We start from the raw sequence: 24604 nt of genomic DNA, 5'->3' as shown, positions 1-24604 counted from the left end.
CCCAAAATGACTTATCTTTGAATTATGAGCACAATTCAAGTTTAAGCTGATGCTATGAGTTTGTAAATGACGAACATGAAAAAACAAAATACGTTAATCTTCATTCCGGGATTTAAAGGTTCCAGTTTGATGGATCAAGAGGGGCAGTTAATATGGCCAAAGTTCATGGCGGCACAATTTAATCATAGTACCTCGCTCAGTAATCATGTGCCTGAAATTGATTGCGTTAACTCAAGACGATTCAAGTCAGCGGCGGTGATTCAAGAGATTGATATCATCCCCGGAATATATAAAGTTTCTATTTATGCGAAGTTTTTTCAAGCGTTTAAACACTATCGTTCTGAAGAGACGGAGCTGATTTTTTTCCATTATGATTGGCGACAGGACTTGATGATGGCCATTCCTCGTCTTAAAAGCCTCATTGAGCGATTAAGAAAGGAAAAACGAGGAGCCATCGATATCGTTTGTCATAGTATGGGTGGTTTAATTACAAGCTATGTGTTACAGATGTTTAACGAACCGGTGTTACGAAATGTCTTTTTCGTTGCAGTGCCCTTTCAGGGAACATTAAAGGCCTTGCTTGATTTGATGCATGGCTCGTCATTTGGTTTGAATAAAACACTATTGTCCAGCAAAGCAATGGCATCCTTTGCCAGTGTGTATTATTTACTTCCTCGATATCCCCAAGCAGTGGTGAATTATTCCTTATTTGATATTGAAACCTGGAAACAATTTAAATTGGGTTATTTAATGACAGAAGAAAGTCCTGAAAAAACAGCATTTCTGCAGCGGCAGTTAACCCGCGTTGAGCTTTTTTATCAGCGATTAGAAACATCAGGGCCAACCATCGCTACCTCAAAAATTATTATCTTAACCAATCGAACTCATCCCACTCCGTATCAAATTCATTTAGAGCATGGCCAGGAAGTGATCCAAGGCCTTGGCGATGGGAGTGTGCCGAATGTTTCTCTTGAACTTCCATCTTATCTTAGCCATCTTCCCTATGACCGTTATCATATTGATGAAGCCCATGCACTGAGTTTTAACGATGAAAAATTACTTAAATTGGTTTTAAGCCCATAGAGAACTTTTGTGGTGTAGCGGAATTTTTCTTAATTTGCTTCTAAAATATACATTATGAGTGAATGAACAAGGACGTCAATTATGAAAGATACCGAATTTCTCGCCAATATCAAAAAAATCCGGGACGAAGCGCGCAAACATCTGATGCGAGGCCCTATCACGGAAAATTACAATCTCGATCTGGATAACGTTATTGAGCTCTTAAATGGTGCGTTAGCCACGGAGTTAATTTGCATCCTGCGCTATAAACAACACCACTATAAAGCCGCTGCTTTAGGCGCGAGTGTAGCTGCAGCAGAGTTTTTAGAACACGCGATTCAAGAAACTGATCATGCGGATCAATTGGCGCAACGCATTATGCAATTAGGGGGGGAGCCTAATTTTTCGCCCGAAGGGCTTGGAGAGCGCTCCCATGCGGATTTTGTAGATTGTGATACAGTCGATTGCATGGTTGAAGAAAATTTGGTGGCTGAGCGCATTGCCATTGATATCTATCGCGCGATGATTAATTACATTGGTTACGCGGATCCAACCACTCGGAAGCTATTGGAAGACATTTTAGCCGTCGAAGAAGAACACGCAGATGATCTCTTGGATGTTGCCGCAGAATATGATGTCAAATTAGATAGTTAAACCGTCGCGCGTGCTTTGGATAGAAAATCACGTACTTCATCGTCACTTGTTTGTGGGAATTGTTCATACCATATCCCTACGGCGTAAAAATTAACTGGCGCTAAAGGGCAGACTATTTCATCTACCTCCGCGTCAAGCTCATAGAGCGTAGAACGAGGCGCAACAGGCACAGCCAGCACGATGCGGCTAGGTTTGTGCACACGAAGCGCTTCAATCGCTGCACGTACCGTTGCGCCGGTGGCAATGCCATCATCAACTAGGATCACCGTTTTATTCGTTAAATCGGGGAATGGTTTGTCGCCTCGGTAAGCCTCTTCTCGTCGTTTGAGTTCTGAAGACTCTGCTTTAATAACTTCATCGATGGCTTCTTGAGAGATATTTAAATCCGATATAATAGACTGGTTAAAAAAGGCAATTTCGCCGGAGGCGATTGCGCCCATGGCCAATTCTCGATGGCCTGGCACACCAAGCTTTCGCACTAAAAAAACATCTAAAGGAAGGGATAGCTCAGTGGCTATTTCATATGCCACCGGCACACCTCCACGTGGCAAAGCGAATATAATCCCATCAGGATGATTTTTATAGCGGCTTAATTCCTTGGCCAAAAACTTTCCTGCATTAAGTCTGTCATGGTATTTGTCCATGGCTAAATCCTTTCAGTTTTATGGCTGCGCTTCAAAATAAGTGGTGTTGTAAGCGTAGCAATTCCATACCGAGGTTGTTCCCTTGACTTCTACATTAATGGTAATCATATCTAAATTGGCAAACGCGGGTTGTGGATTCAAATAACATACGCGAGTGACCCCATCTACCGTGACATAGGTATAAGAAGTTGGAACAGGCTCTGTAAAGTTGGCGGGCGGATAATATAAATCGCCGCGATGTTCAAGAACGATTGGTTCACCCGTTACAATTATTTTGGCACCGAAGGATAGGATGCTAAACAGCATCAGCGATAAAAACAATAGCGGCTTCATCATTCACTCCTTTGAAAAATGGAAAGCGTTCTTTCTAATTATAGTGTACTTAAGTTACCATTGTGTAAAAAAATGCCCTCAAGGTTAAGAGGGCATTTCAAATCGTCTTCTAGGTTATACAGGTGGTGGAGGTCTTCGACCGCCAATTAAACTCATTACTAAAAAAATGACGAAGATCACAAGAAATATAAAAAACAATATTTTTGCAATACCGGCAGCAGCACTGGCGATACCTCCAAATCCAAACAAAGCGGCAATCAGCGCAATGATGAAAAAGAAAATAGCCCAACTTAACATAATTCACTCCTTGAATTGTGTGTGACTTATTTACTAAGACTTAAGAAGATTAATCTTAAATTCTCCTAAATAAATCAGGTAATTTGACGACTACCTACTTATAAGCATAGTACAAAAAACCCAGTTACAAAAAATGAAAGGTCATTTTTTTGCATAAATAGGATTGCTTGACTATGCTAATTTTTAGGGAAGCCAATTAAGGACAGAGAATGGATTTGATCGGCATTATCGTTTTATTGCTCTTGATCTCGATTCTACTGCCCATTTGGCCATATAGTAGAGGGTGGGGATATAAACCATCCGGAATTATAACCATTTTACTGATAATATTAATATTATATTTATTGTTACGACCAGGTGTAATTTGACTTAACCAGGAACTAAAATTTATCAACAGGGAAGGGATAATCATGAGTAAGCAATTGAAATTAAAAGCACTAGCCATTCTAATTTGCAGTAGTATGGCAGGGTATGCGATGGCCGATGATGCGACAACAACCACAAACGGCATGCAAAATGGGCAAGTGACAACACAAACCCCCGACCAAACGGCTCAACCGAATGGCATGCAAAACGGCCAGATGACGACTCAAACCACAGGTCAAGTTAATCCAAACTTAGGTAATGATGTTAAAACCGCTTTGTCAGACTATTCGGGCAAAGTAGAAGTCATGGTTAAAGGCAGTGTGGTTTATCTTGAAGGCGAATTGCCTTCTGATACAGACTATGAAAAAGTCATTACTCTCGCTGAATCAACCAAAGGCGTTACGGATGTGAATGCCGATAAACTAACGGTAAAAGATAGTAAGCAACCCTTGCAGGATACGTACATCACTGCCAAAGTAAAGGGCGCGCTTATTCAGGCTGACGTGATGGGTAAAGATATTCCTAGTTGGACTGTCAGTGTGGAAACCAAAAATGGAACCGTGTATTTATCCGGAACAGTTGCAAGCAATGACGAAAAACAAAAAGTAGTCAGCGTTGTTAAATCCGTTAATGGGGTGACCCAAGTGGATAACCAATTGGTAGTTGGTAACGTTGCACCCGCTAATGGCACATCCGATACAACCACGACGACAACTGGTAGTATGCAAAATGGCGATGGGCAAGATGGTACAACTACGACGACGGGTACAGGCCAACCCCAAGGCACGTCAGGAGATACAACGCCACCAAGTGATGGCTCTAATGGCTCAACTGATTCGAATATGGGTGGTTATTGATTTTAAGGAGATTTAAGAAAAAAAAGCGCATAGTTTAACTATGCGCTTTTTTTATTGAACTGGGAGCAAGTATGTGTCGATTAATTGCGTACTTAGGGCATGAAGTCTTACTCGAAGAGGTATTGGTTAAGCCCGTTAATTCAATCATTATGCAAAGTCTGCATGCACGGGAATCGGAAATCCCCACAAATGGCGATGGATTTGGGGTAGGCTGGTATAATTTTGCAATTAATTCGGAACCGGCTTTGTTTACCTCGATTTCTCCGGCGTGGAATGACAAAAACTTATTAAACCTAACAGCCAAAATCGTTTCCCCTGTCTTTTTTGCTCATGTAAGAGCAGCGAGTGCTGGTGGGGTTACGCAATATAATTGCCATCCCTTTAGAAAAGACAACTGGATGCTGATGCATAACGGCGGGATTAATGAATTTATCCAGGTTAAGCGCCATATTCGGCACCTTTTGGATGATGATATTTACCATTGGATCCAAGGTGAAACCGACTCAGAGCATTTATTTGCGCTCTTTCAACAGTTAGCAAAAGGAAAAGATCTTTCAGATCTCAATATGGCCGCGGCTTTACTTGAGGAGGCCTTTAGAATCATTGATTCATTACAAACAAAGTATGGTGAAGCCGGGGACTCTTATTACAACGTCTGTCTAACAGATGGTAAACGTATCTTAGCAAGTCGGTTTTGTACCGAAAAAGATGCTGAACCCGATTCATTACATTATGCAGTTGGAAGCCGTTTTGAAAAGCGTCATGATAAGTATCATATATTACAAGAACAAGGCGAAAAGCGGTGTGCTTTAGTTGCTTCTGAAAAATTAAATGATTTTAAAACCGAATGGCAAGACGTTTTGCCTAATCATTTCTTGTTGGTGGAGGAAGATTTTACTGTTACCACAAGACCTGTGAAACTCTAATAGGCTTTGTTTTTATAGTAGAACGGCTCATAATGAACATAGCATTGTCATCTGCTTGGAATTATCGGTAAAATCTTGCCGTAATATGATCTTGAGGAAAAATCTTATGCCTTCGTTTGATGTGGTTTCCGAAACCGATGAGTTAGAATTACGAAATGCTGTTGAAAATGCGCAGCGCGAAATAAATAATCGCTTTGACTTTCGAGGAGTGGATGCAGAGATTCAACTAGATGAGTTGAAAGTCACCTTAAAAACAGAATCGGAATTTCAAGTTCGCCAAATGGAAGACATTTTTCGCACCCACTGCGCCAAGCGCGGGGTAGACACCGGCGGGGTCGAAGTGGACGATAAGCCTGTCCATAGTGGAAAAACGTATACGTTAACCATGACGTTTAAACAAGGCATTGACCAACCAACCGCGAAGAATATTGTAAAACTGCTTAAAGACAACAAGCTTAAAGTCCAAGCATCGATTCAAGGTGATAAAGTGCGTGTCACCGGTAAAAAAAGAGATGATTTGCAAGAAGCAATAGCTTTACTCAAAAAATCCGATATTGAGCTTCCTTTGCAATTTAATAATTTTCGCGATTAAATTGCGAACCTTCTTTAAGGTCACCTTATATCAAACAAAGCTTAGCGTCATTGTCAAGCCATTGCTTGCAGATAGGGTAGATTTCATTTTTGTCCTGTAGTTCGGTTAGTGCTTCATTGATTTGTTTTAATGTCTGTGGATTTTTAACGGCAAAAGCGAGCTCAGTGGAGCCTATAATTAACTCTTGTAGGCCATAAGTTCGGACCTTATCACGAAGTAAATATTTTAAAGAGACGTAGTTTGCAACCACCCCTTCTACTTGTTTAGTTTCTAACAGGTTAACCCCTTCTTCTAGATTTGGAACAAATGTCATTCGAATGTTATAGGGTTCCTTCGTTATAGGCTTTTATAACATCATCTTCATTGGCAAAAAGCTGGTATCGGTACTCTAAGTTGGCTTTCTCGGCAACTTTTTCCCAGATAGCAATTGATACCCCGGTGTATCGTTCATTTTGTTGTATCACAAAAGGGGGATCCACAACAATCCCAACATTAAGCTTAGCGGCTTCCGCTACTAAAGAAAAAGAGATAAGAAGTGAAAAAATAAGTTTTTTTATCATTGTGTGAATTCTTCGTTAGTCAAAATATCGATTGTAAATTTCTAAATATTTGCCATCTTCTTCCATACTGAGCAAGGCTTTATTAATTTCAGAAATTAATTCATTCTGGCCAAGCTTGGCCAGAATTCCATACCCTTTGCCCACCGGAAGCTTTGAACCAATAAGCTTATACAATTCATCATTATTGGCGGCCCAATATTCGGCCGCTTCATTATCTAATATGGCGGCATCAATCTCTTTTTGGTTTAATCCTTCGATTAAATCGCTGACTAAAGGATATTGCTTAATGATGATGTCGTTTTGATAGATATCCTTAGCCACGTCTCCAAAGGGAGAACCAAATCGGATCCCTACTGTTTTTCCAGCGATGTCATTAGGTGTATCAATGGGTGAGTCTTTTAACGTAATAAATCGAACCTCGCTTTGTAAATAAGGCATACTGAACGAATAATTTTTTTCCCGTTCGGAAGTAATAATGATGCTCCAGATGGCTAGATCCAAAGTTCCTTGGTCAATTTCGGGAAAAATCTCATTAAACATCACGGTCTTGAAGACGCACTCTTGATTCATTCTTCGACAAATTTCCAACATCATATCAATATCAAAGCCATAAAAATGATCAGGTTTCGTTGCCATCATTTCAAAAGGTGGATTGAGTTGAGATGTGCCAATGAGTAAGGGTTTTCCATAGCAACTAATGGATAAGCATAAAAGTAGGCATGCAGATAATAAATAGTTCATAGTCATTATTATTTATTTTCGTAATACAAAATATATCGGCCGCCTGCTATTTTTCTAAATATTGGTCTATATTTATACATAGAGACAATGATCAGCCTGGCTGAACCAGTACAAGCAACGTACGATAGAGATTCGTTTGAAATATGGTGTGCATATCTGCTTTAAATTCAGAAAACCTAAAGTATTTCATAAGTCTCTAGATTAAATGAATATAACGGCTCAGATGAGCAGGTGATCATTGTCTGCCTCTCTAATCAATTTGTAATCTGTTCTAAAATCCTATAAAATGCGACAAATTTTATCTATTTGTTGAATAATCATGATTGGTTATCGCGTGCTTTTTTTCTTTTTATGTCTCTTTAGTGCTGTGGTTTATAGTCAAAATTATGCCGTAACCCTCGGAGATGAAACCGTTACTATTCATACTGTTCACCATGGAAAAGGCAAGGTTTTTATTCATGTTCATCAAAATGAAACCACGGCCTTAAAGGCTGCGTTGGCGGTCATTGCAAAAGAACAAGGCACAGTAATCACTCTTAAACATTCTGGGCAAAGGAATATTATTTTTCATCTAGAGGGAAAACGTTATGAGTTTGATCCAAACCGGATGTTTACTGATGTTGGGATTAAAAAAACACTCAGTCAATTTGGTTCTTATTCGGTGGCTGCTCATCGTGAAGTGAATAAATTAGCCCATCAGTTAAAAGAACTTATTCCACCAGGAAAAGTTATTGCTGTGCATAATAATCGCTCTTATTCGCTAAAAGATTATTTACCAGGACATGATCTGGCACACGATGCAAAAGCACTTAGTTTTTGCGATAAGGACCATTACCGTAACTTTTATTTAGTTACCAAGCAGCAAGCGTTTCAAAGGCTTAAAGATTTAAATTTTAATAGTATTTTGCAAGCAAACCAAGCAACAGATGATGGCTCATTGTCGGTTTATTTGGCTAACCAGGATTATATCAATGTCGAAGCGGGTTATGATCAGTTGGCGGCACAAATCAATATGCTACAAAACGCCTAGAGTGTGTTGACAATTGCAACTGTCTACAGCCTCGGCTTGTTCAAGATATCCAGAAATGTCCGAATTGAAAAAAAGCCCGTTTAAAAAGTTCTTTTGCAATGATTAGGTTTTAAGATGTGAGGGCTTACCAGTCGGTCCTGATAAATATTTGTGCATATTTGATGCATTGATTATAATTAATATACAAGGACAAATGCAAGGAAGCCAAGATGAAACCGTTCATACCTGCACTATTGGTGTTGTCATCCGTCACCTTGCTTAGCAGTTGCACGGTGACGACCGCTGAGTACGCTCCAGGCTATCGCAATGTGGGCTATCAAGCTTACTACTGGGGAAATCGTTATTACTATCCTGTTCGATATCGCACCTATTATCCAGCCCCTTATCGTTATTATCAATATCGATATTATCGTCATTATTCCTTTCCATATCGATACTGGCCTTAGAAGGGAGTCATTTGCCCCATGTTTTTAAAATCGTGGGGCAATTTTAAGAGGAAGGAGTATTATGGAGTTTATCGGTTTATTCCTTCGCGCGGGAAACATATTCCCCTTTGCGGGTATCGACTTTAATCAGTTCGCCAGTTTGAACGAATAGTGGAACACGAACCACAGCGCCTGTTTCTAAGGTAGCGGGCTTTCCACCGCCGCCAGAGGTATCGCCTTTAAGTCCTGGGTCGGTTTCAGTGATTGCAAGCGTTACAAAATTAGGAGGAGTCACTTGCAGAGGTTCATTGTTCCACAAGGTAACGGTACATAGGTCTTGTTCCTTCAACCATTTAACGGCTTCTTCTACTGCTTCAGAGCCTGCGGCATATTGCTCAAACGTATCAGGGACCATGAAATGCCACTGCTCTCCATCGTTGTATAAATATTGCATTTCAACATCGACGACATCGGCAGAGGGCAAGGTTTCGCCTGATTTATAAGTTCGCTCTACCACACGGCCTGTTTTCAGGTTGCGAATTTTTACCCGGGTAAACGCTTGTCCCTTTCCAGGCTTAACAAATTCACATTCAACGATACTACACGGCGCGTTATCAACCATCACTTTTAAGCCAGGTTTAAATTCATTGGTGCTATAGACTGCCATGGATACTCCTGAAGTTGAGTTTTTTGTGCGATTTCGCTAAAGTTCGCGCATTTTAACAAGTCTATAATCTAAATGCGAGATACCAAAGCCAGTTGGCAAAAAATCTTAGCGCAAGGATTTTCAAGCGCCCGGGAATTGCTCGCATTTTTAGAGCTACCAGAGAGCTTGGCTAGCCAAAACGCAGAAAAACAATTTCAAACGAGGGTTCCACGCGGTTTTGCCAATTTAATGCAACGGGAAAATCCAAATGATCCCTTGTTAAGACAGGTACTAGCGCTTCACGATGAGGGGCAAGTAACAGAGGGCTATACAGAGGATCCTCTACTAGAAAAAGCATTTAATACTCAAGCTGGGTTAATTCACAAGTATCATGGACGAGTATTGCTTACTTTAGTTGGAGCTTGCGCAATCAATTGTCGGTATTGTTTCCGTCGTCATTTTCCCTATGAAGAAAATAATCCAGGACGAGAGGGGTGGAATGATGTTTTTTCCTATATTGCTGCCGATAAAAGCCTAAGCGAAGTGATCTTAAGCGGGGGGGATCCGTTACTAGCAAATGATACGGTGCTCTCCTATATTCTTTCTGGCCTTGAAGCAATTCCCCATGTGCGAACGGTCCGTATTCATACACGTATTCCCGTGGTTCTACCTGAACGGATTGATTCAAATTTAATAGAGCTTCTTAAACGTTCTTCATTAACGAAAGTGATTGTGTTGCATAGTAACCATCCCAATGAGCTAGATGATCGTGTGGCTTTCGTCTGTCAAGACCTTCGTGCGATATCCTGTCATTTATTGAATCAATCCGTGCTTTTAGCCGGGGTCAATGATGATGAGATCACCTTGGCCGCATTAAGTCGGCGATTATTCGAGTGCGGAGTGATGCCTTATTATCTGCATTTATTGGATAAGGTTAAAGGAGCTGCCCATTTTGAAGTAACCCTTACAACCGCACAAAAATTATATAAGGCATTACAAGCGCTCTTGCCTGGATATCTGGTGCCTCGTTTGGCGTGTGAAATACCAGCTGAAAAACATAAAACGCTGGTAGGATTTTAAGAACGGGAAAATAAGCTGAAATGGCTGCTTCTATTCAAACAGTATGACCTTCATTATACAAAGACAAAAGCATATTTTGTGCGCTATGATTTCCGCGACGAAGAGGTTTATAAGTTCCATCTGGCTGCATTTCCCAGGCATCGCGATTGTCTTTTAAGTAGTTTTTAAACACTTCTTGTTTTATTCGTTGTTGGCATTCTTTATCTAAAATGGGAAACATTACTTCAATTCGATAATAGAGATTTCGCTGCATTAAGTCAGCACTTGAACAAAAAAGGCGTTCATTTTTATCAGAACGAAAATAAAAAACTCGATGATGTTCCAAAAATCGGCCTACAATTGAAATGACGCGAATATGTTCAGAAACCCCTTGAATCCCAGGCCTTAAACAACAAACCCCTCGAACGATAAGATTAATTTTAACGCCTGCCTGGGATGCTTTGTACAGGGCCTGAATCATCGTTAAATCCGTTAATCCGTTCACTTTAATCATGATTTCAGATTCTTTGCCTGCAAGTGCTGCATCCTCACATTCTTTAATAAGAGCTAAGAGATTTTTCTGTAAGGTAAAGGGGGCATGACATAATTCTTTCAGTTTAATCGTTCTTCCAAGCCCGGTTAACTGCTGAAAGATAAGCTGTGCATCACTCGTAATCGTTGGATTAGCGGTTAAGAGGCCAAAGTCGGTATAGCGCTTTGCGGTTTCTTCATGGTAATTTCCTGTGCCAAGATGCACATAGCGCTTTAGTTTTCCACGAACTCGGCGAACCACGAGAGTCATTTTGGCATGTGTTTTGTATCCAACCACACCATAAAGCACTAACACTCCCGCTTCATGCAACTGATTAGCAAGTTTTAAATTCGATTCCTCATCAAAACGCGCGCGCAATTCGATGACGGCAGTGACTTCTTTACCAGAACGGGCTGCCTCCACTAGAGCTTTAACCATGATTGAATCATAGCGTGTGCGATAAAGTGTTTGTTTAATGGCTAAAACATTGGGATCAGCCGCTGCTTGCCGAACAAAATCAATAACCACTTCAAAGCTTTGGTAGGGATGGTGTAGTAGAATATCCTGCTCATCCAGTACGTTAAATAAATCCCTATCTGATTTCAGCTGTGGAGGAAATTTGGGCTTAAACAATGGGTAATTAAGGTCGGGCCTTGGAATGCTATTGATAACGCTCATGTAACGCTGAATGTTTACCGGGCCATCGCAATAATAGGTATCTTCATGTCGTAAATGATATTTTTGCAATAGAAAATCAGTAATAGATTGTGGACATTTTTTATCAATTTCTAACCGCACAACATGACCATAATGACGAGAAAATAGTTCGCGTTGAACGGCGGCTGCTAAGTCTTCCGCTTCTTCATCGCGTAAAGAAATATCGCTATTACGCGTTAATCGAAACGCATAGCATCCACTAATTTCCATGCCAGGAAAAAAACGGTGCACATGCGTTTCAATGATGGATGACAAATAGACAAAGTGACTCCCTTCGCCTCCTAATTCGGAGGGCAAATGAATGAGTCTTGGTAACGAACGTGGGGCATGCACGACGGCATATTTAATATTTCGATCAAACGCATCTTTTCCACTTAATGTCACAAGAAAATTTAAGCTTTTATTAAATAAGCGAGGGAAAGGATGAGCTAAGTCTAAAGCTATAGGGCTTACAATGGGCAATACTTCGTTTTTGAAATAGTGTTTTGCCCAAAGGTGAATGTCATCCGTCCAGTCTTCGGTTTTATAAAAATAAATCGTCTCTCGTTTTAAAGCCGGTAAAAGTTGTTTATTAAAAATGGTATATAGCTCTTCAATTAACGCATGAGTTTTGAGGCTGAGTTGATTTAATAACTCATCTGCGGTTAATCCATCAATGCTGAGCTTCATGGACGAAACAGCAATTTTTTCTTTTAATCCTGCGACACGAATTTCAAAAAACTCATCCAGATTCCCACTGCAAATACAAAGATATCGCATACGCTCCAATAGAGGGATGCGCTCATCAGCTGCCAACTGTAATACCCGCTCATTAAACGCTAACGCGGTAAATTCGCGGTTAATGTAATATTCTGGATTATCCAGTGACTGAGTCACGGTTTACTCCTAGCGAACGAGAAAAAAACAAATCCCAATAAACCCTATAAAACCCCAAAAAGGGGATAATTGCAAAAACGCTAAAGCCAAGAAAAATAATATACAAGCTATCATCATAGAATAGGAGAAATACATTTGAATTACACCCTGTGCAATAGAAAAGGAAGCCGCTGCCAACAAGGCCAATGCTCCATATTGCACAGCGATCATGATTTTTCGCGTGATAGGACCGTTATGGCTAGTTAACCAAGTATAGCCAGCCAAGGCGAGTAATAACCCTGGTAGATTTAAACAAGCAACGGCTAGGATAAGCCCACTTACTCCCGCTGCTTTATAACCGATGAGTGCAGAAAGCTTCACTGCGGTTAAGCCAGGAAATAAAAATGTGCTCCCAACCATTTCAATGAATTCTTCTTGCCCAATCCATTGACGGTATTCTACCGCTTCATATTCCAATAATTTAAGCATGGAATTACCTCCTCCTAGGGAGATAAGTCCAATTTTACCGAAGCTAATGAGTATGGCGAGCAGCGTTTTGATCATAGTTTATGTTACAGGTTTGTGGATTTTAAAAAAGTCACGTAATCGCAACACGTTTTATTATCTAGTAGCCGTCGACTTAAATACTCTACCCAGGCTAAAACACGCGATTCGATGCTGACGCTAAAGTAAATTTGATTTTTAATCATGATCCTTGCGAACTCTAGAGTCAACTTTGGCGTAGTTGGAAATTTATAAATTACCGCTTCCTTTTCAAGATGGAATGATTGAGCTTCGCGGTTTATTTTGGCAAGCATGACGTTTGACTTTAAGTCTGGGTCTTCTGGAAATTCTATTGGTGTACTGTGTTCGAGTGTAATTTTTTTACCATAAGCCAGTGCGTGCGGCGTTCGCTCTAGGCAAGGCTTGTAAAGCAGGGCATCCCTTCTAATTTTAAAATTATATTGCCTATTAGGGAGAATGAGATACGTATCGGATCGGTGCTTAAAACGATATCTTGACAGTTCTAAGAACGAATCATCTAATCCGTTTAAGAAGATGAGTTCATCTTTAGACCAAAAAAAACGGGCTTCCCAGCGCTTTTCTTCCGATGGATCTTCTATGTCTTTAGGCAATTGTATCGATGAATTGGGTTTAATTTCAAAATTCCATATGAACCGTTTGCTCATAAACATTCCTATGATAAGAGCCTAGACTGAGACTAGGGGATTTTGGCAACCCTTGCAAGAGGCTCGGCGTATTTAAAATCCCCGTTGAGGTATTAAAAAAATGATATTAATTCTATACGGATAGTGGATCTTGAATTAAGATGTACTTATCTTTTGTTAAGCATTTAAAAGGATTGTTATGTTTGCTTTATTTCTTTTTTTAATTTATTTAGCGTTTTCGTTGTTTGTTTTAAGCAAAGGATTTAAACCCATTTTCTGGGAAGTTGGAAGCGCTATTTATTTAATTCTTGCAACATTTGTGGTTGGATTACCCTGGCTTATCGCACTGTTGCTATGGGTGGTTATCGTTGCTATTGATCTCGTTATTCGGGTTGAGACAATTCGGGATGCAATAAGCGATTATTTATATCATAAAGTTGGTAATACACTTCCTAAGCTTTCCAAAACAGAAGAAGAGGCTTTAAATGCTGGTGATACTTGGATAGAGGAGGATGTATTCCGAGGCGAGCCCGATTGGGAAAAGCTTGAAAACGTAAAGTCCGAGCTAACCAAAGAAGAGCAAGCGTTCTTGGATAATGAAACTCAAGAACTCTGCAATATGGTCAATGAGTGGGAGATATCGCAACAGAATGATTTGCCTGAAAAGGCGTGGAAATTCATTAAAGACAAAGGGTTTTTAGGGCTTGTTATTGCAAAAGAGTATGGGGGCAAGGGTTTTTCGGCTCGTGCTCATTCGGATGTGGTCATGAAAATAGCCAGCCACTCAGGAGTCGCTGCGGTGACTGTCATGGTTCCTAATTCATTAGGCCCTGGCGAACTCTTACAGCTTTATGGTACTGAAAAACAAAAATCTCATTATTTGCCGAGGCTTGCCAGTGGTAAGGATATCCCTTGTTTTGCTTTGACAGAGCCTGGGGCTGGCAGTGATGCGACTTCAATCAAATCCGAAGCCGTGGTCGTGAAAAAGAAAGTCGATGGTAAATCGGTGTTAGGGCTTAACATCACGTTGAATAAACGTTGGATTACATTAGCTCCTGTTGCAACGTTAATTGGCCTCGCTGTAAATTTGAAAGATCCCGATGGTTTGCTAAAAGGAGAAGGAAAAGAAGGAATTACTTGTTTACTTATTTCCCGGGATACAGAAAATCTAGAAATTGGAAATCGCCATCTTCCGGCGGATCAACCCTTCATGAATGGCACGATTCGAGGTGAGAATATTTTTGTTCCCATTGACAGCATCATTGGAGGGCAGAGCCAAGCGGGACAAGGTTGGCGTATGCTTGTAGAGTGCTTGTCGATAGGCCGCTCTATTTCCTTACCTGCCCTAGCCGCGGCTTCTTCTTCTGTTTCTTATTTAACCACAGGAGCTTTTTCACGTATTCGAAGACAATTTAATGTTGAAATTGCCCAATTTGAAGGGATTGAAGAGAAACTTGCTGAAATTGCTGGGTTAAATTATTTGGTGAATGCAACGAGGCTTTTAACGGTTGGGGCAGTGCAAGCGCATAAAAAACCTTCAGTGGCTTCCGCTATTACCAAATACTTCAACACCGAGCTGGCTAGAGTGGCCATTAATGATGCCATCGATGTTCATGCAGGGCGTGCTGTCGTGGTAGGGCCTAGAAATTACATGACGTCATTTTACCAAGGGATCCCTATTTCGGTAACGGTAGAAGGCGCGAATATTATGTCTCGCAACTTATTAATATTCGGCCAAGGTTCAATGGCATGTCATCCTTATATCCGCGATGAATTTTATGCGCTATCTGCCAAAGATAAGTCTAAATTTAATGAAGTCATTTGGAAGCATATCCATTATTTCTTTCGTAATATGGCCAAAGCTATTTGTTCAGCCTGGACTGGAGGATTTTTTATTTCTGCTCCAGATAATGCGCTTAGGCGGCAGTACCAAAAGCTTGCTCGCATAAGTCATGCTTTTGCATGGCTTGGCGATTTATCACTCATTATGTTAGGCGGCAGTTTAAAGCGTCGCGAGCGATTATCAGCACGTTTAGCCGATGGCATGTCTTATTTGTACATGGCTATGGCAGCGTTGCGTTATTACCAAGAGCGGGATAAACACGAAGATGAAGAGCTACATGCAAGATGGGCAACCACGTACTGTTTTTATCAGGCGCAAAAATCCTTAATTGCATTTTGTCATAACTTCCCTCTTCGCCCAATCGGACTTCTGGCGCGGTTACTGGTCTTTCCTTTTGGTCAAACGATGCGATATCCAAGCGATAAGTTGGATCACAAGCTTGCGACATTAATGACCAAGAATAATCATTATCGTGAGGCGTTAACTCAATACGTATATTTAAGCGGTGATCCATCCAAGCCAGTAGATCGTATGGAAGCCGCTTTGCAAGGAATACTGGCTCATCAAGACTTATACAAGAAAGTTCATGACCTACGTGGATTTAAATTTGGGCATTTAAAAGAAAAACTAGCTGAAAAAGTAAAAGCAGGAGAGCTATCTGAACAAGAGATGAATCAGTTAGTCGAGGTTGAACGATTACGCTGGGATGCAATTCAAGTGGATGAGTTTACTTTTGACTCCATGAACAATAAGACGTTTTCTTCTGTAACGGATCAATATAAGTCACCCCTAGATTAAGGCTTCTTCGCCTCTGATACCCTTCTGAAGCTCCGCCTACTTAGCCAGACTACACACTCCTTGAGTCTAACCCACTCATCTCCTATGTAGTCCGACTTGTTCCTCTCCTACGTAGCCCGACTTGTTCCTCTCCTACGTAGCCCGACTTGTTCGGGCTACCTAATACGTCAATCTTTCCTCTCCTTGAGTCTAACCCGTTCCTCTCCTATGTAGTCCAACTTGTTCCTTTCCTACGTAGCCCGACTTGTTCCTCTCCTACGTAGCCCGACTTGTTCCTCTCCTACGTAGCCCGACTTGTTCGGGCTATCTCAAACCGATCGATGACAAATTTAAACATTGCTATTCTTAAAACAGAGATTAAACTTAAAGTATACTTTTTACTGAGAATAAAACGATGCCTGTACCCTCTTCCGATTCAGTACGCAAATGCGTAGAGATTATCACTAATCCAGATGCCGCCGAGGAGCTCGTAATCACTCTAAGGCAACAATTAGAGAAAGCAAAACTTGCTTCGAAGTTTAGTGAGCTCATTGAACATGCAGAGCAATTCGCCGATTTCGTACGGCTAAAATCGACACAAGGCGATCCGTGGTCTGGTTCTTTAGCCGAGTTTACTGGCTTTCAACAATATCAAGCAGCCCTTGCAGAACTGTCTATAAAAGAATTGAAACATGAAGACATAACCTTTGACGTTGCAATAAGCGATGGGGCGGAGATTTTGCGTGGTTATAGCACGAATGGTGACCCCCTTAGCGATGAAGAAAGTGAGGAGTTGGATAAGCTTTACAATGCTTGGCTTGCTGAGAAGGGTATGCTTACGAAAGATGGAATTATTTATGAAGCAACTCAGGATGGAAGAATTAAAGAAGAAGCCTCTGGCCAAGCTAAACGAGCAGATGCTGAAAAAATACGACAGCTTATAAGCGACTCAAAAGAAGGGTTTAGTGCTTATGTCAAATCAAAAAGCAGCACAACTCAAATAACGACCATCCCGAGAGATTACAATGAAGTGATTGCGGCAATGGCTCCAGAAGAGCAACAAGTTCCAACTTAAATAAATGATCTTTATTAGGATTGATTGGCTTGCGCCAGTCGCTCAGGGGTTCCAATGTCTATCCATTTTCCTTCAAACAGTTCTCCAAGTACTTGTTGTTTTTGGACCAATTGTCGGAGTATAGGCGTTAAAGAAAAACGACCGACTCGAAGCGAATTAAAAACGTCAGGGTGATAATAGGCGATACCAGTGAACGTATATTCTTGAGTTTCGTTTTCCACTAAGCGGGTTGTTAATAATCCAAAGTCTCCTTTTGATTGGTATTTTGGCCGTTTAACTAGGACTAAATGCGCAAGATAGGGTGTTGCTATCGCGCTATCCGCAAAAGGATAATTGGTTAAAATATCGCCGTTAATAACCAAGAAAGGCTCTTTACCAAGTAAAGGCAAAGCATTGACAATCCCTCCTCCGGTTTCAAGCCCACCCGGAGGCTCTGGTGAATACTCAATTTGAAGACCCCAGCGTTCTCCATTTCCTAAATATTGACGGATCATCCCCCCTAAATAAGCATGATTGATAACAATTTTCTCATATCCTGCTTTTGCTAAATTTTTAACATGGTGTTCAATTAAGGGGGTGTTATGAACCAGGGATAGCGCCTTAGGAAGGCTATGAGTAAAAGGCTTTAAGCGCTCGCCTCGTCCTGCGGCTAAAATCATGGCTGTTTTCATACTGGATGTTTCTCTTTAAATGCAGGATAAACGACATCCTTTGCAAACTGATAAAATGGTTTTAGCTCATCATAAGTTTCTAAGCAATCGTTAAAATAATTTAAAGTCAAAGGTAAATGTTTTAAATAACCGGGTTTATTATCGCGAAGATGTAATCTAGAAAAAATTCCTAACACTTTTAAATGCCGTTGTAAGCCACAAACATCAAATCCCCGAACGAATTCCTCAAATGACCCTATATCAGTTTGGGGTAAGTGGTTATAAAAATATCTAATCCAGCAGAGTGTCTGCTCTCTTGGCCATTGTATATAGCAGTCTTTTAATAATGATACGAGATCGTAAGTAAATGGTCCAAACATCGCGTCTTGGAAATCAATCACACCCAATTTTGCAGGAGTCTCATTGGGTATAAGCATTAAATTTCTGGAATGAAAATCAAAATGAGTTAACACATAAGGTTGTTTTTCGATTGTATCTGCAATCCAGCAGAACGTTTTTTGCATAAGCAATTCGTGTTCAGGGTAAATTTCGAGTCCTAGGTATCGGTGTAAAAACCACTCTCGAAATAAATCCATTTGCAAAAGCATAAACGACTTATCAAATTTAGATAAATTGACCTTTTGCGGAATGGTTTGCTGCATTTTCAGTATTTCGCCCATTGCAACTTTATAAAGTGCATCAGCATTGTGGATGGTGAGTGCGGTTAATAACAACTGATCACCAAAATCTTCAAGAACCAAGAAGCCTTGTTCGATATCTGAAGCATAAATTTGAGGAGCATGTGCTCCTAGTTGTTGCAGAATATGATTCACCTGAATAAAAGGCTCCAGGGGCTCCTTTTCTGGTGGAGCATCCATCACAATAAACGTTTGTTGATTTATCGACATGCGATAATAACTGCGGAAACTCGCATCACCTGTTAATGGCGTTAAGTTAAAAGCGTGAGCGTAATTTTTTTTAAGCCAATCGTTAAGTGCGTATTGACGGTTGTGCATGTTATACTTCCTGCCTTATATGGCGATCATGATGGTGGTAATTATTAAGCCCCCTAGTTTTAAGAGGCAATCTGACCAAATGGTTATATACCTTTCTATTCCCCAGGGTATAGCAACCTCGCTGTTAAACTGCTGGCATAAAAACCGTACAATGATGGTAAGAACATTAAATTTAAAATCTTTTATCATGGCTAGGCTGACAGCAAAGACAATGCATTATACGCTAACCAGAACAGCCTTTGCAGTAGCTTTTGGATTTTGTAATGTGCTTGAGGCTAGTTCAGCAACGACGATCTTGGAGCCTGTTAACGCCTGTGTTTTTTCACCTGCGGATAGGTTTTCAATGGATGCTCGTGGTCGTTATGCGCAATGTCTTGGCTGGCAACCTGATGCGACTTATCCTTTATGTCGCGGATATTATCAACCGCTTGAGGTAACTCCAATTCCTAAAGGAGAGGTCCGCATCGAAGCAGACGAAGCTTCGCTTTATACACAAGGGCGTTCTAAATTAACGGGTAATGTCGTTGTGCAAGATGAAGCGCGCGTGGTTAGCGCACAAACGGCTTATATTTATCGGGATCCTAAATCGAATCAAGTGACTCGCGTTGAATTATTTGGAAACGTTCGATACTTGGAGCCTGGTCGGTTAATGATTGCTCGAAAAGCAATCATTAATCCACAAGATCAAAGCGGAAGAGTGGATGATGTGCTTTATCGCTTAAGCGTTCATCGAGCTGGTGCTACTCTGCCCGCCTGGGGTAGAGCTGATTATATTGAGCGCTATCCTAATCAAGATTATTTGTTGCAGCAAGCCACCTACAGCACATGTCCCCCTGAAGATAGAGCCTGGAAAATTTCAGCTCGTACAATAACCCTTGATCATTCAGAAGCACGTGGGGTGGCAAAAGATGCTTATTTGCGAATTCACGATTGGCCGGTGTTGTATTCCCCCTATCTGAGTTTCCCAACATCAAAAGAACGAAAATCAGGTTTTTTACAGCCAGCGGTAGGCTATACCAATGTGGGCGGGTTTGATTTAGGACTGCCCTATTATTGGAACATTGCACCAAACTACGATGCAACGATTACGCCTCATTTATATACGCGCCGCGGGATTATGATGGGAGGTAATTTGCGCGCGCTTACTTCCAATTCTTATGTGACTATGGGAGGTAATTTTCTTCCCCATGACCAGGCGTTTAATCGCTTTATCAATGAGAATAAAAGTCAATATCCGAGTCTTATTGGGCAGTCTAACAATCGTTGGGCCGTTTTAATGGATAATCAAACAAGATTAACTCCAAATCTTAATTTTGGGGTTAATTTTGAGCAAGTTTCTGATGACTATTATTTACAAGATTTTAGTACTAATTTGGCTGTGACGACACAAAGCCAGTTATTGCGGCAAGCCAATTTGACATATAACTCGGATCATTGGTTGGTGAATGGATTGGTGCAAAGTTACCAAACCCTTCATCCTATTAATCAATCGGAAATATCAGATATTTATCAGCGCTTGCCACAGTTTTCAGCAAACGGAATTTATAACGAACTTCCCTTGAATGGTACTTTTAATGTTCTCGCTGAATTTGATAATTATCGCTGGCCAGGCGCGGACTTTTCTCATCCACAAGGCCCTAGGCTTCATTTAAATCCTATTTTCTCTGTTGCCCATTATAAGCCCTGGGGATATGTGACTCCTTCGGTGCAATTCGTTGAAAATAACTACAATGTAAGCTATCGAAACCAACCCCCTGGCCAATCGTTCAATCGATTTGTCCCTCGTTACAATATTGATACTGGGCTTTTCTTTGAACGCGCTACCTCTTTTATGGGAAAACGATTTACTCAAACTTTAGAGCCTAGAGTATATTATTTATATGTTCCTTATCATGATCAAACACCAATTCCAGTTTATGATTCTGCCTATATGATCTTCAATCAAGATCAACTCTTTCGTACTAACCGCTTTTCAGGCTTTGATAGGATTGGAGATGCAAATCAATTAGCTTATGCATTAACCACTCGTCTTTTATCGGATGAGACAGGCGGTGAAAAAGCGAGCTTTGCCATTGGTCAATTAAGCTATTTTTCAAATCGCCGTGTCCAACTTTGTTATGAACGAGAGGGAGATTGTATTGATAGCCCACTGTTTTTAGGTTGGCTCTCCCCTACCTCCAAAACTTCTCCGATTGCCACGCGAGCCAAGTATCATCTCAATCCTGCTTGGATTGTGACCGGGGATTATGTCTGGGATCCAGCTACGCGGGCTACGAATAACGGTTATTTAAATTTACATTATCAGCCAGATTTCAATAAAATTTTCAGCCTAGGTTATAGCTATCTGGTTAATGGCGACATTACAGAAGTCGCTAATACAGGAATTCAAAATAATGTACTAAATCAGGGCACGGTCGCGTATGCTTGGCCATTTAGCGATCGATGGAGTACGCTAGGGGTTTATAGTTACAACATCAGTAAAAAATATAGCATGATGTCATTTTTTGGCCTCCAATACGAGAACTGCTGTTGGGCAGTTCGTTTAATGGGCGGAAAAACATTCAAAAATATTTCTCCAACGACGTTTGCTCCTCAGTATAACAGCAATGTCTTTGCCCAAATTTTGTTAAAAGGATTAGGCTCTGCTGCAAATAGCGATCCTACTAGCATTCTGAGTTCGTATCTTCCGGGATATGCAGATATTTTTAAACAGAGATAGGATATTAAGCTTAACAAATTTGCTTGTAATTTGAGTATAAATACCCTAAATTGCTCCATTAAAATGCAATAGAGCGGGTGTCGAATGATTAAAACCCAGCGATTAGAGAGGATTTTGGCATGCTAAAACGTGTATTTTCATTGTTATTGTTCACAACCGCAATCATTGCCCAAGCTGCTGAGCCTTTAGATAAGGTTGTGGCGATTGTGAATGATAACGTCATCACCGCAAGCGAATTAAATACACAAAGCGAGATCTTGCGCCAGCAAATTCAGGCAAAAAACATGAAATTGCCTCCGGAAGATGTGCTTCGTAAACAAGTCTTGCAGCATTTAATTGATGTTGATTTGCAGCTTCAACTCGCAAAGCGTAACAATTTAACCGTGGATGATAATGAATTAAACACGGCTATCGCTAAGATTGCCGCGTCAAATCATCTTACCATCACAGAGCTTCGCGAAGAGCTTAGCAAGCAAGGTATGGGCTGGAAGGAATATAGAGATAATATTCAAAAGGAAATGTTAATTACTCGAGTGCAACAAAAAGCAATAGCACAAGAGGTTGCTAATATCTCTGCACAACAAGTGGATGACTATTTAAAGACAGCTAAAAAAAATCAAAAGAGCCAACAAATTTATCATGTACAAAATATTGTAATCCCGCTGCCAGAAGAACCAACGACCGAACAATTAAAGCAGGCAAAGCGAAAGGCACTGGAAATACTAAAAAAAGTGAAAGCGGGTGAAGATTTTAATCGCATGGCGATTGCCGAATCGAGCGGCGAATACGCGCTTGAGGGAGGTGACTTGGGTGAGCGTCACCTAGCGGAGTTGCCAGAACTATTTGCTAATGAAGTGGTCAAAATGAACGTAGGTGACGTATCAGGCCCAATTCGTGCTGGCAATGGATTTCAATTGATAAAACTAGTATCGATTGGAGGCAGTCAGCAGAAGCATACCGTGACAAAAACCCACGTTCGCCATATTCTTTTGAAGCCAGCCTCTAATATGACAGCTGAAGAAGCAAAAAAACAAATTAACAATCTTTACCAGCAACTCAAATCAGGTAAAGATTTTGCTGTAATGGCTAAACAATATTCATTAGATGCGACAAGTGCCATTAATGGAGGTGATTTAGGTTGGGTAACGGCTGATGAACTTGTCCCACAATTTGCAACAGCTATGAATGAGCTTCCATTAAAGACGGTGAGTAAACCAGTAAAATCTCCTTTTGGTTGGCATTTAATTGAAGTGTTGGAGCGAAAAACAGTAGATGATTCAGTCGCTTATGAACGACAACAAGTAAGAGAATATTTACAACAACGTAAGTTTACAGAAGCCGTACAAAATTGGTTGCAGCACATGCGTACAGATGCCTACGTGAAAATTATCGATAAGGAATTAGCATGAAACCACTGCTCATTAGCAGTGGTGAGCCTGCGGGCATTGGGCCAGATCTATGCCTGGAGCTTGCACAAAAAGCATTACCCCTCGTTGTATTAGGTGATGAACACCTTTTAAAAAACCGGGCTAAGCGCTTAGGAAAAAAAATTCGCTTTATTCCCTATCACCCTGAGCAACAACAATGGCTCCCCGGCGAGCTATCAATTTTGCATATCCCCTGCAGCACTTCTCCAATTCCTGGCCTATTAGATCCAAGAAATGCATCGTATGTATTAACCCTTATCCAAACGGGTGCAAAGCGATGTTTGTCGGGCGAATTTTCAGCTTTTGTAACCGCGCCGATTAATAAAACCGTGATTAACCAAGCAGGAATTACTTTTAGCGGCCATACAGAATTTCTAGCAGAACTTTGTCGCGTGGACTCCGTTGTGATGATGTTGGCGTGTCCTCAAATGAAAGTCGCGTTGGCGACTACACATCTGCCTTTGAAAGATGTGCCTATAACGTTGACTAAATCCTTATTGACAAAAGTGATACTCACTCTTAATGAGTCACTGCAAAACGATTTTGGGATAAGCGAGCCTAAGATTGCGGTAGCCGGATTAAATCCACATGCAGGGGAAGCCGGTTATCTTGGTCATGAAGAAATTGAAACCATCATCCCCGTTTTAGAAACACTAAGAGGAAAGGGGCTCACTTTAATAGGCCCGCTTCCAGCAGATACAATGTTTACACCTAAGTACATAGACTGGTGTGATGCCGTAATTGCAATGTATCATGATCAAGGCCTTCCGGTATTAAAATTTGCGGGATTCGGTAAAGCAGTTAATATTACATTAGGACTCCCTATTATCCGTACTTCTGTCGATCACGGTACGGCAATAGATCTAGCCGGAAAAGGACTTGCTGATCCCGGCAGCTTATTCGCTGCCGTCGATTTAGCGTTGGAGATGGTACATAACAGACAAGGAAAAACATGATCATCAGTCTGATTGCTGCAATGGATGAAAATCGTGGAATTGGTAAAAATAATCAGCTTCTATGTCACCTTCCTGCGGATTTAAAACATTTTAAAGCCTTAACGGTTGGTAAGCCTGTGATTATGGGGAAAAGAACGTTTGAATCTATAGGATGTCCTTTACCTGATCGACTTAATATCGTTATAAGCCATACTCTGGAAAAAAAGGACGATGTGAAAGTATTGAGAAGTTTATCCGAAGCATTACAAGAAGTAAGCGAGGCAGAAGAGGTCATGATTATTGGGGGTGAGCGATTATTTAATGAAACAATAGAATTCGCTGATCGAATATACTTAACCATCATTCATACGACGTTTGAAGCGGATGTATTTTTTCCTCTAATTGATACCGATCGCTGGTTATGCACGGAATCAATCTATCGAGAAAAAGACGAAAAAAACCCCTACGATCTAACTTTTTGTACTTACGAAAGGCCTGCTTAATTACTGCACGTTTACAACTCATCCCTTGTGCCTCTATGCCATGACTTGTGACAGCACGTAAAAATGGTCAAAATAAAAACTAAATAAGTATTGAAATAGCTAAATTTGCATTGTACAAATATTGTGCTACTATTATATTTGTCTGCGGTTCGGACAAGTTGCATCAAGGTGTGACAGACGCGAATTAAGAAGTT

27 protein-coding genes are annotated in these 24604 nt (G+C 40.8%); 15 read left to right on the top strand and 12 right to left on the bottom strand.

The window, feature by feature from the left end:
- Positions 1-66: 66 nt before the first annotated feature.
- Together E1O41_RS11540 and E1O41_RS11535 are read left to right on the top strand one after the other, a co-directional pair.
- Positions 67-1083: a lipase/acyltransferase domain-containing protein gene (locus E1O41_RS11540; protein ID WP_131777490.1), complete on the top strand. Its 1017-nt coding sequence runs from the start codon at positions 67-69 to the stop codon at positions 1081-1083.
- 81 nt (positions 1084-1164) lie between these two features.
- The gene (locus tag E1O41_RS11535; RefSeq protein ID WP_131777489.1) at positions 1165-1716 is read left to right on the top strand and encodes a ferritin-like domain-containing protein; all 552 of its coding nucleotides are present in this window, start codon (positions 1165-1167) and stop codon (positions 1714-1716) included.
- Here the strand turns inward: E1O41_RS11535 and E1O41_RS11530 are convergent.
- The 3 genes from E1O41_RS11530 to E1O41_RS11520 all read right to left on the bottom strand — a co-directional run bounded on the left by E1O41_RS11530 (position 1713) and on the right by E1O41_RS11520 (position 2990).
- Entirely contained in the window at positions 1713-2360 is a 648-nt protein-coding gene (locus tag E1O41_RS11530) for a phosphoribosyltransferase (protein WP_131777488.1), read from the bottom strand. The two genes, E1O41_RS11535 and E1O41_RS11530, sit on opposite strands and share 4 nt — an antisense overlap.
- Before the next feature lie 18 nt (positions 2361-2378).
- Complete coding sequence (locus tag E1O41_RS11525) at positions 2379-2696, bottom strand: hypothetical protein (protein ID WP_131777487.1); 318 nt, start codon at positions 2694-2696, stop codon at positions 2379-2381.
- Positions 2697-2807: 111 nt separating this feature from the next.
- Complete coding sequence (locus E1O41_RS11520) at positions 2808-2990, bottom strand: DUF1328 domain-containing protein (RefSeq protein ID WP_131777486.1); 183 nt, start codon at positions 2988-2990, stop codon at positions 2808-2810.
- Positions 2991-3199: 209 nt separating this feature from the next.
- On the opposite strand from E1O41_RS11520, the gene E1O41_RS11515 reads away from it, so the two are divergent.
- The 4 genes from E1O41_RS11515 (at position 3200) to E1O41_RS11500 (ending at position 5731) form a co-directional block, all read left to right on the top strand.
- Positions 3200-3358, top strand: a complete 159-nt coding sequence (locus E1O41_RS11515) for a DUF3309 family protein (RefSeq protein ID WP_131777485.1) — start codon at positions 3200-3202, stop codon at positions 3356-3358.
- A gap of 42 nt (positions 3359-3400) precedes the next feature.
- Positions 3401-4213, top strand: coding sequence for a BON domain-containing protein (locus E1O41_RS11510; RefSeq protein ID WP_131777484.1), 813 nt, complete (start codon positions 3401-3403; stop codon positions 4211-4213).
- Between the two features lie 71 nt (positions 4214-4284).
- Entirely contained in the window at positions 4285-5139 is an 855-nt protein-coding gene (locus E1O41_RS11505) for a class II glutamine amidotransferase (protein ID WP_131777483.1), read from the top strand.
- Positions 5140-5245: 106 nt separating this feature from the next.
- Positions 5246-5731 (top strand): YajQ family cyclic di-GMP-binding protein, encoded by a 486-nt coding sequence (locus tag E1O41_RS11500; protein ID WP_131777482.1) that lies wholly within the window; start codon positions 5246-5248, stop codon positions 5729-5731.
- 25 nt (positions 5732-5756) lie between these two features.
- Here E1O41_RS11500 and E1O41_RS11495 read toward each other — a convergent pair whose 3' ends face one another.
- From E1O41_RS11495 to E1O41_RS11485, 3 genes are read right to left on the bottom strand one after another with little or no spacing between them, the layout of a single operon-like run.
- The gene (locus tag E1O41_RS11495) at positions 5757-6044 is read right to left on the bottom strand and encodes a type 2 periplasmic-binding domain-containing protein (RefSeq protein ID WP_131777481.1); all 288 of its coding nucleotides are present in this window, start codon (positions 6042-6044) and stop codon (positions 5757-5759) included.
- A 7-nt stretch (positions 6045-6051) separates the two neighbouring features.
- Positions 6052-6291, bottom strand: a complete 240-nt coding sequence (locus E1O41_RS11490; protein ID WP_131777480.1) for a type 2 periplasmic-binding domain-containing protein — start codon at positions 6289-6291, stop codon at positions 6052-6054.
- 15 nt (positions 6292-6306) lie between these two features.
- The gene (locus E1O41_RS11485) at positions 6307-7032 is read right to left on the bottom strand and encodes a transporter substrate-binding domain-containing protein (protein ID WP_165481191.1); all 726 of its coding nucleotides are present in this window, start codon (positions 7030-7032) and stop codon (positions 6307-6309) included.
- A gap of 319 nt (positions 7033-7351) precedes the next feature.
- Between E1O41_RS11485 and E1O41_RS11480 the strand changes: the two genes are divergently transcribed.
- Positions 7352-8062: a protein tyrosine phosphatase gene (locus tag E1O41_RS11480; protein ID WP_131777478.1), complete on the top strand. Its 711-nt coding sequence runs from the start codon at positions 7352-7354 to the stop codon at positions 8060-8062.
- 209 nt (positions 8063-8271) lie between these two features.
- The gene (locus E1O41_RS11475) at positions 8272-8508 is read left to right on the top strand and encodes a hypothetical protein (protein WP_131777477.1); all 237 of its coding nucleotides are present in this window, start codon (positions 8272-8274) and stop codon (positions 8506-8508) included.
- Between the two features lie 76 nt (positions 8509-8584).
- On the opposite strand, the gene efp is transcribed toward E1O41_RS11475, so the two are convergent.
- On the bottom strand, positions 8585-9154 hold the full coding sequence (gene efp / locus E1O41_RS11470) for an elongation factor P (RefSeq protein ID WP_131777476.1): 570 nt from the start codon (positions 9152-9154) through the stop codon (positions 8585-8587).
- A gap of 72 nt (positions 9155-9226) precedes the next feature.
- Between efp and epmB the strand changes: the two genes are divergently transcribed.
- Positions 9227-10213 carry an EF-P beta-lysylation protein EpmB gene (epmB, locus tag E1O41_RS11465; RefSeq protein WP_131777475.1) on the top strand — a complete coding sequence of 329 codons (987 nt, stop codon included), beginning with the start codon at positions 9227-9229 and terminating at the stop codon, positions 10211-10213.
- Positions 10214-10247: 34 nt separating this feature from the next.
- Here the strand turns inward: epmB and ppk1 are convergent, their stop codons facing one another.
- The 3 genes from ppk1 to E1O41_RS11450 are packed head-to-tail and all read right to left on the bottom strand — an operon-like array spanning position 10248 to position 13486.
- Positions 10248-12317 carry a polyphosphate kinase 1 gene (gene ppk1, locus E1O41_RS11460; RefSeq protein ID WP_131777474.1) on the bottom strand — a complete coding sequence of 690 codons (2070 nt, stop codon included), beginning with the start codon at positions 12315-12317 and terminating at the stop codon, positions 10248-10250.
- 9 nt (positions 12318-12326) lie between these two features.
- On the bottom strand, positions 12327-12860 hold the full coding sequence (locus E1O41_RS11455) for a chromate transporter (RefSeq protein ID WP_131777473.1): 534 nt from the start codon (positions 12858-12860) through the stop codon (positions 12327-12329).
- An 8-nt stretch (positions 12861-12868) separates the two neighbouring features.
- Entirely contained in the window at positions 12869-13486 is a 618-nt protein-coding gene (locus E1O41_RS11450) for a hypothetical protein (RefSeq protein WP_131777472.1), read from the bottom strand.
- A gap of 178 nt (positions 13487-13664) precedes the next feature.
- Here E1O41_RS11450 and E1O41_RS11445 point away from each other — a divergent pair, with 178 nt between their 5' ends.
- Entirely contained in the window at positions 13665-16106 is a 2442-nt protein-coding gene (locus tag E1O41_RS11445) for an acyl-CoA dehydrogenase (RefSeq protein WP_131777471.1), read from the top strand.
- Positions 16107-16500: 394 nt separating this feature from the next.
- The gene (locus E1O41_RS11440) at positions 16501-17160 is read left to right on the top strand and encodes a hypothetical protein (RefSeq protein WP_131777470.1); all 660 of its coding nucleotides are present in this window, start codon (positions 16501-16503) and stop codon (positions 17158-17160) included.
- A 14-nt stretch (positions 17161-17174) separates the two neighbouring features.
- On the opposite strand, the gene murU is transcribed toward E1O41_RS11440, so the two are convergent.
- Together murU and E1O41_RS11430 are read right to left on the bottom strand one after the other, a co-directional pair.
- A complete protein-coding gene (murU, locus tag E1O41_RS11435) occupies positions 17175-17831 on the bottom strand; it encodes an N-acetylmuramate alpha-1-phosphate uridylyltransferase MurU (protein WP_131777469.1) in 657 nt (218 codons plus the stop codon).
- Positions 17828-18826 carry an aminoglycoside phosphotransferase family protein gene (locus E1O41_RS11430; RefSeq protein ID WP_131777468.1) on the bottom strand — a complete coding sequence of 333 codons (999 nt, stop codon included), beginning with the start codon at positions 18824-18826 and terminating at the stop codon, positions 17828-17830. Before E1O41_RS11430 ends, murU begins: the two co-directional genes overlap by 4 nt.
- Before the next feature lie 187 nt (positions 18827-19013).
- Here E1O41_RS11430 and E1O41_RS11425 point away from each other — a divergent pair, with 187 nt between their 5' ends.
- From E1O41_RS11425 to E1O41_RS11410, 4 genes are all read left to right on the top strand, one after another.
- On the top strand, positions 19014-21545 hold the full coding sequence (locus E1O41_RS11425; protein WP_229669395.1) for an LPS-assembly protein LptD: 2532 nt from the start codon (positions 19014-19016) through the stop codon (positions 21543-21545).
- A 119-nt stretch (positions 21546-21664) separates the two neighbouring features.
- Positions 21665-22954 (top strand): peptidylprolyl isomerase, encoded by a 1290-nt coding sequence (locus E1O41_RS11420; protein ID WP_131777467.1) that lies wholly within the window; start codon positions 21665-21667, stop codon positions 22952-22954.
- The gene (pdxA, locus tag E1O41_RS11415; RefSeq protein ID WP_131777466.1) at positions 22951-23928 is read left to right on the top strand and encodes a 4-hydroxythreonine-4-phosphate dehydrogenase PdxA; all 978 of its coding nucleotides are present in this window, start codon (positions 22951-22953) and stop codon (positions 23926-23928) included. Before E1O41_RS11420 ends, pdxA begins: the two co-directional genes overlap by 4 nt.
- On the top strand, positions 23925-24410 hold the full coding sequence (locus tag E1O41_RS11410; protein ID WP_131777465.1) for a dihydrofolate reductase: 486 nt from the start codon (positions 23925-23927) through the stop codon (positions 24408-24410). The genes pdxA and E1O41_RS11410 overlap by 4 nt, the downstream gene beginning before the upstream one ends.
- The last annotated feature ends 194 nt before the right edge of the window (positions 24411-24604 follow it).

This window comes from Legionella impletisoli (assembly GCF_900639875.1).
Lineage (GTDB): Bacteria > Pseudomonadota > Gammaproteobacteria > Legionellales > Legionellaceae > Legionella_A > Legionella_A impletisoli.
Note: the sequence above shows the minus strand (reverse complement) of the source record. Positions and strands in the feature narration are given on the sequence as shown.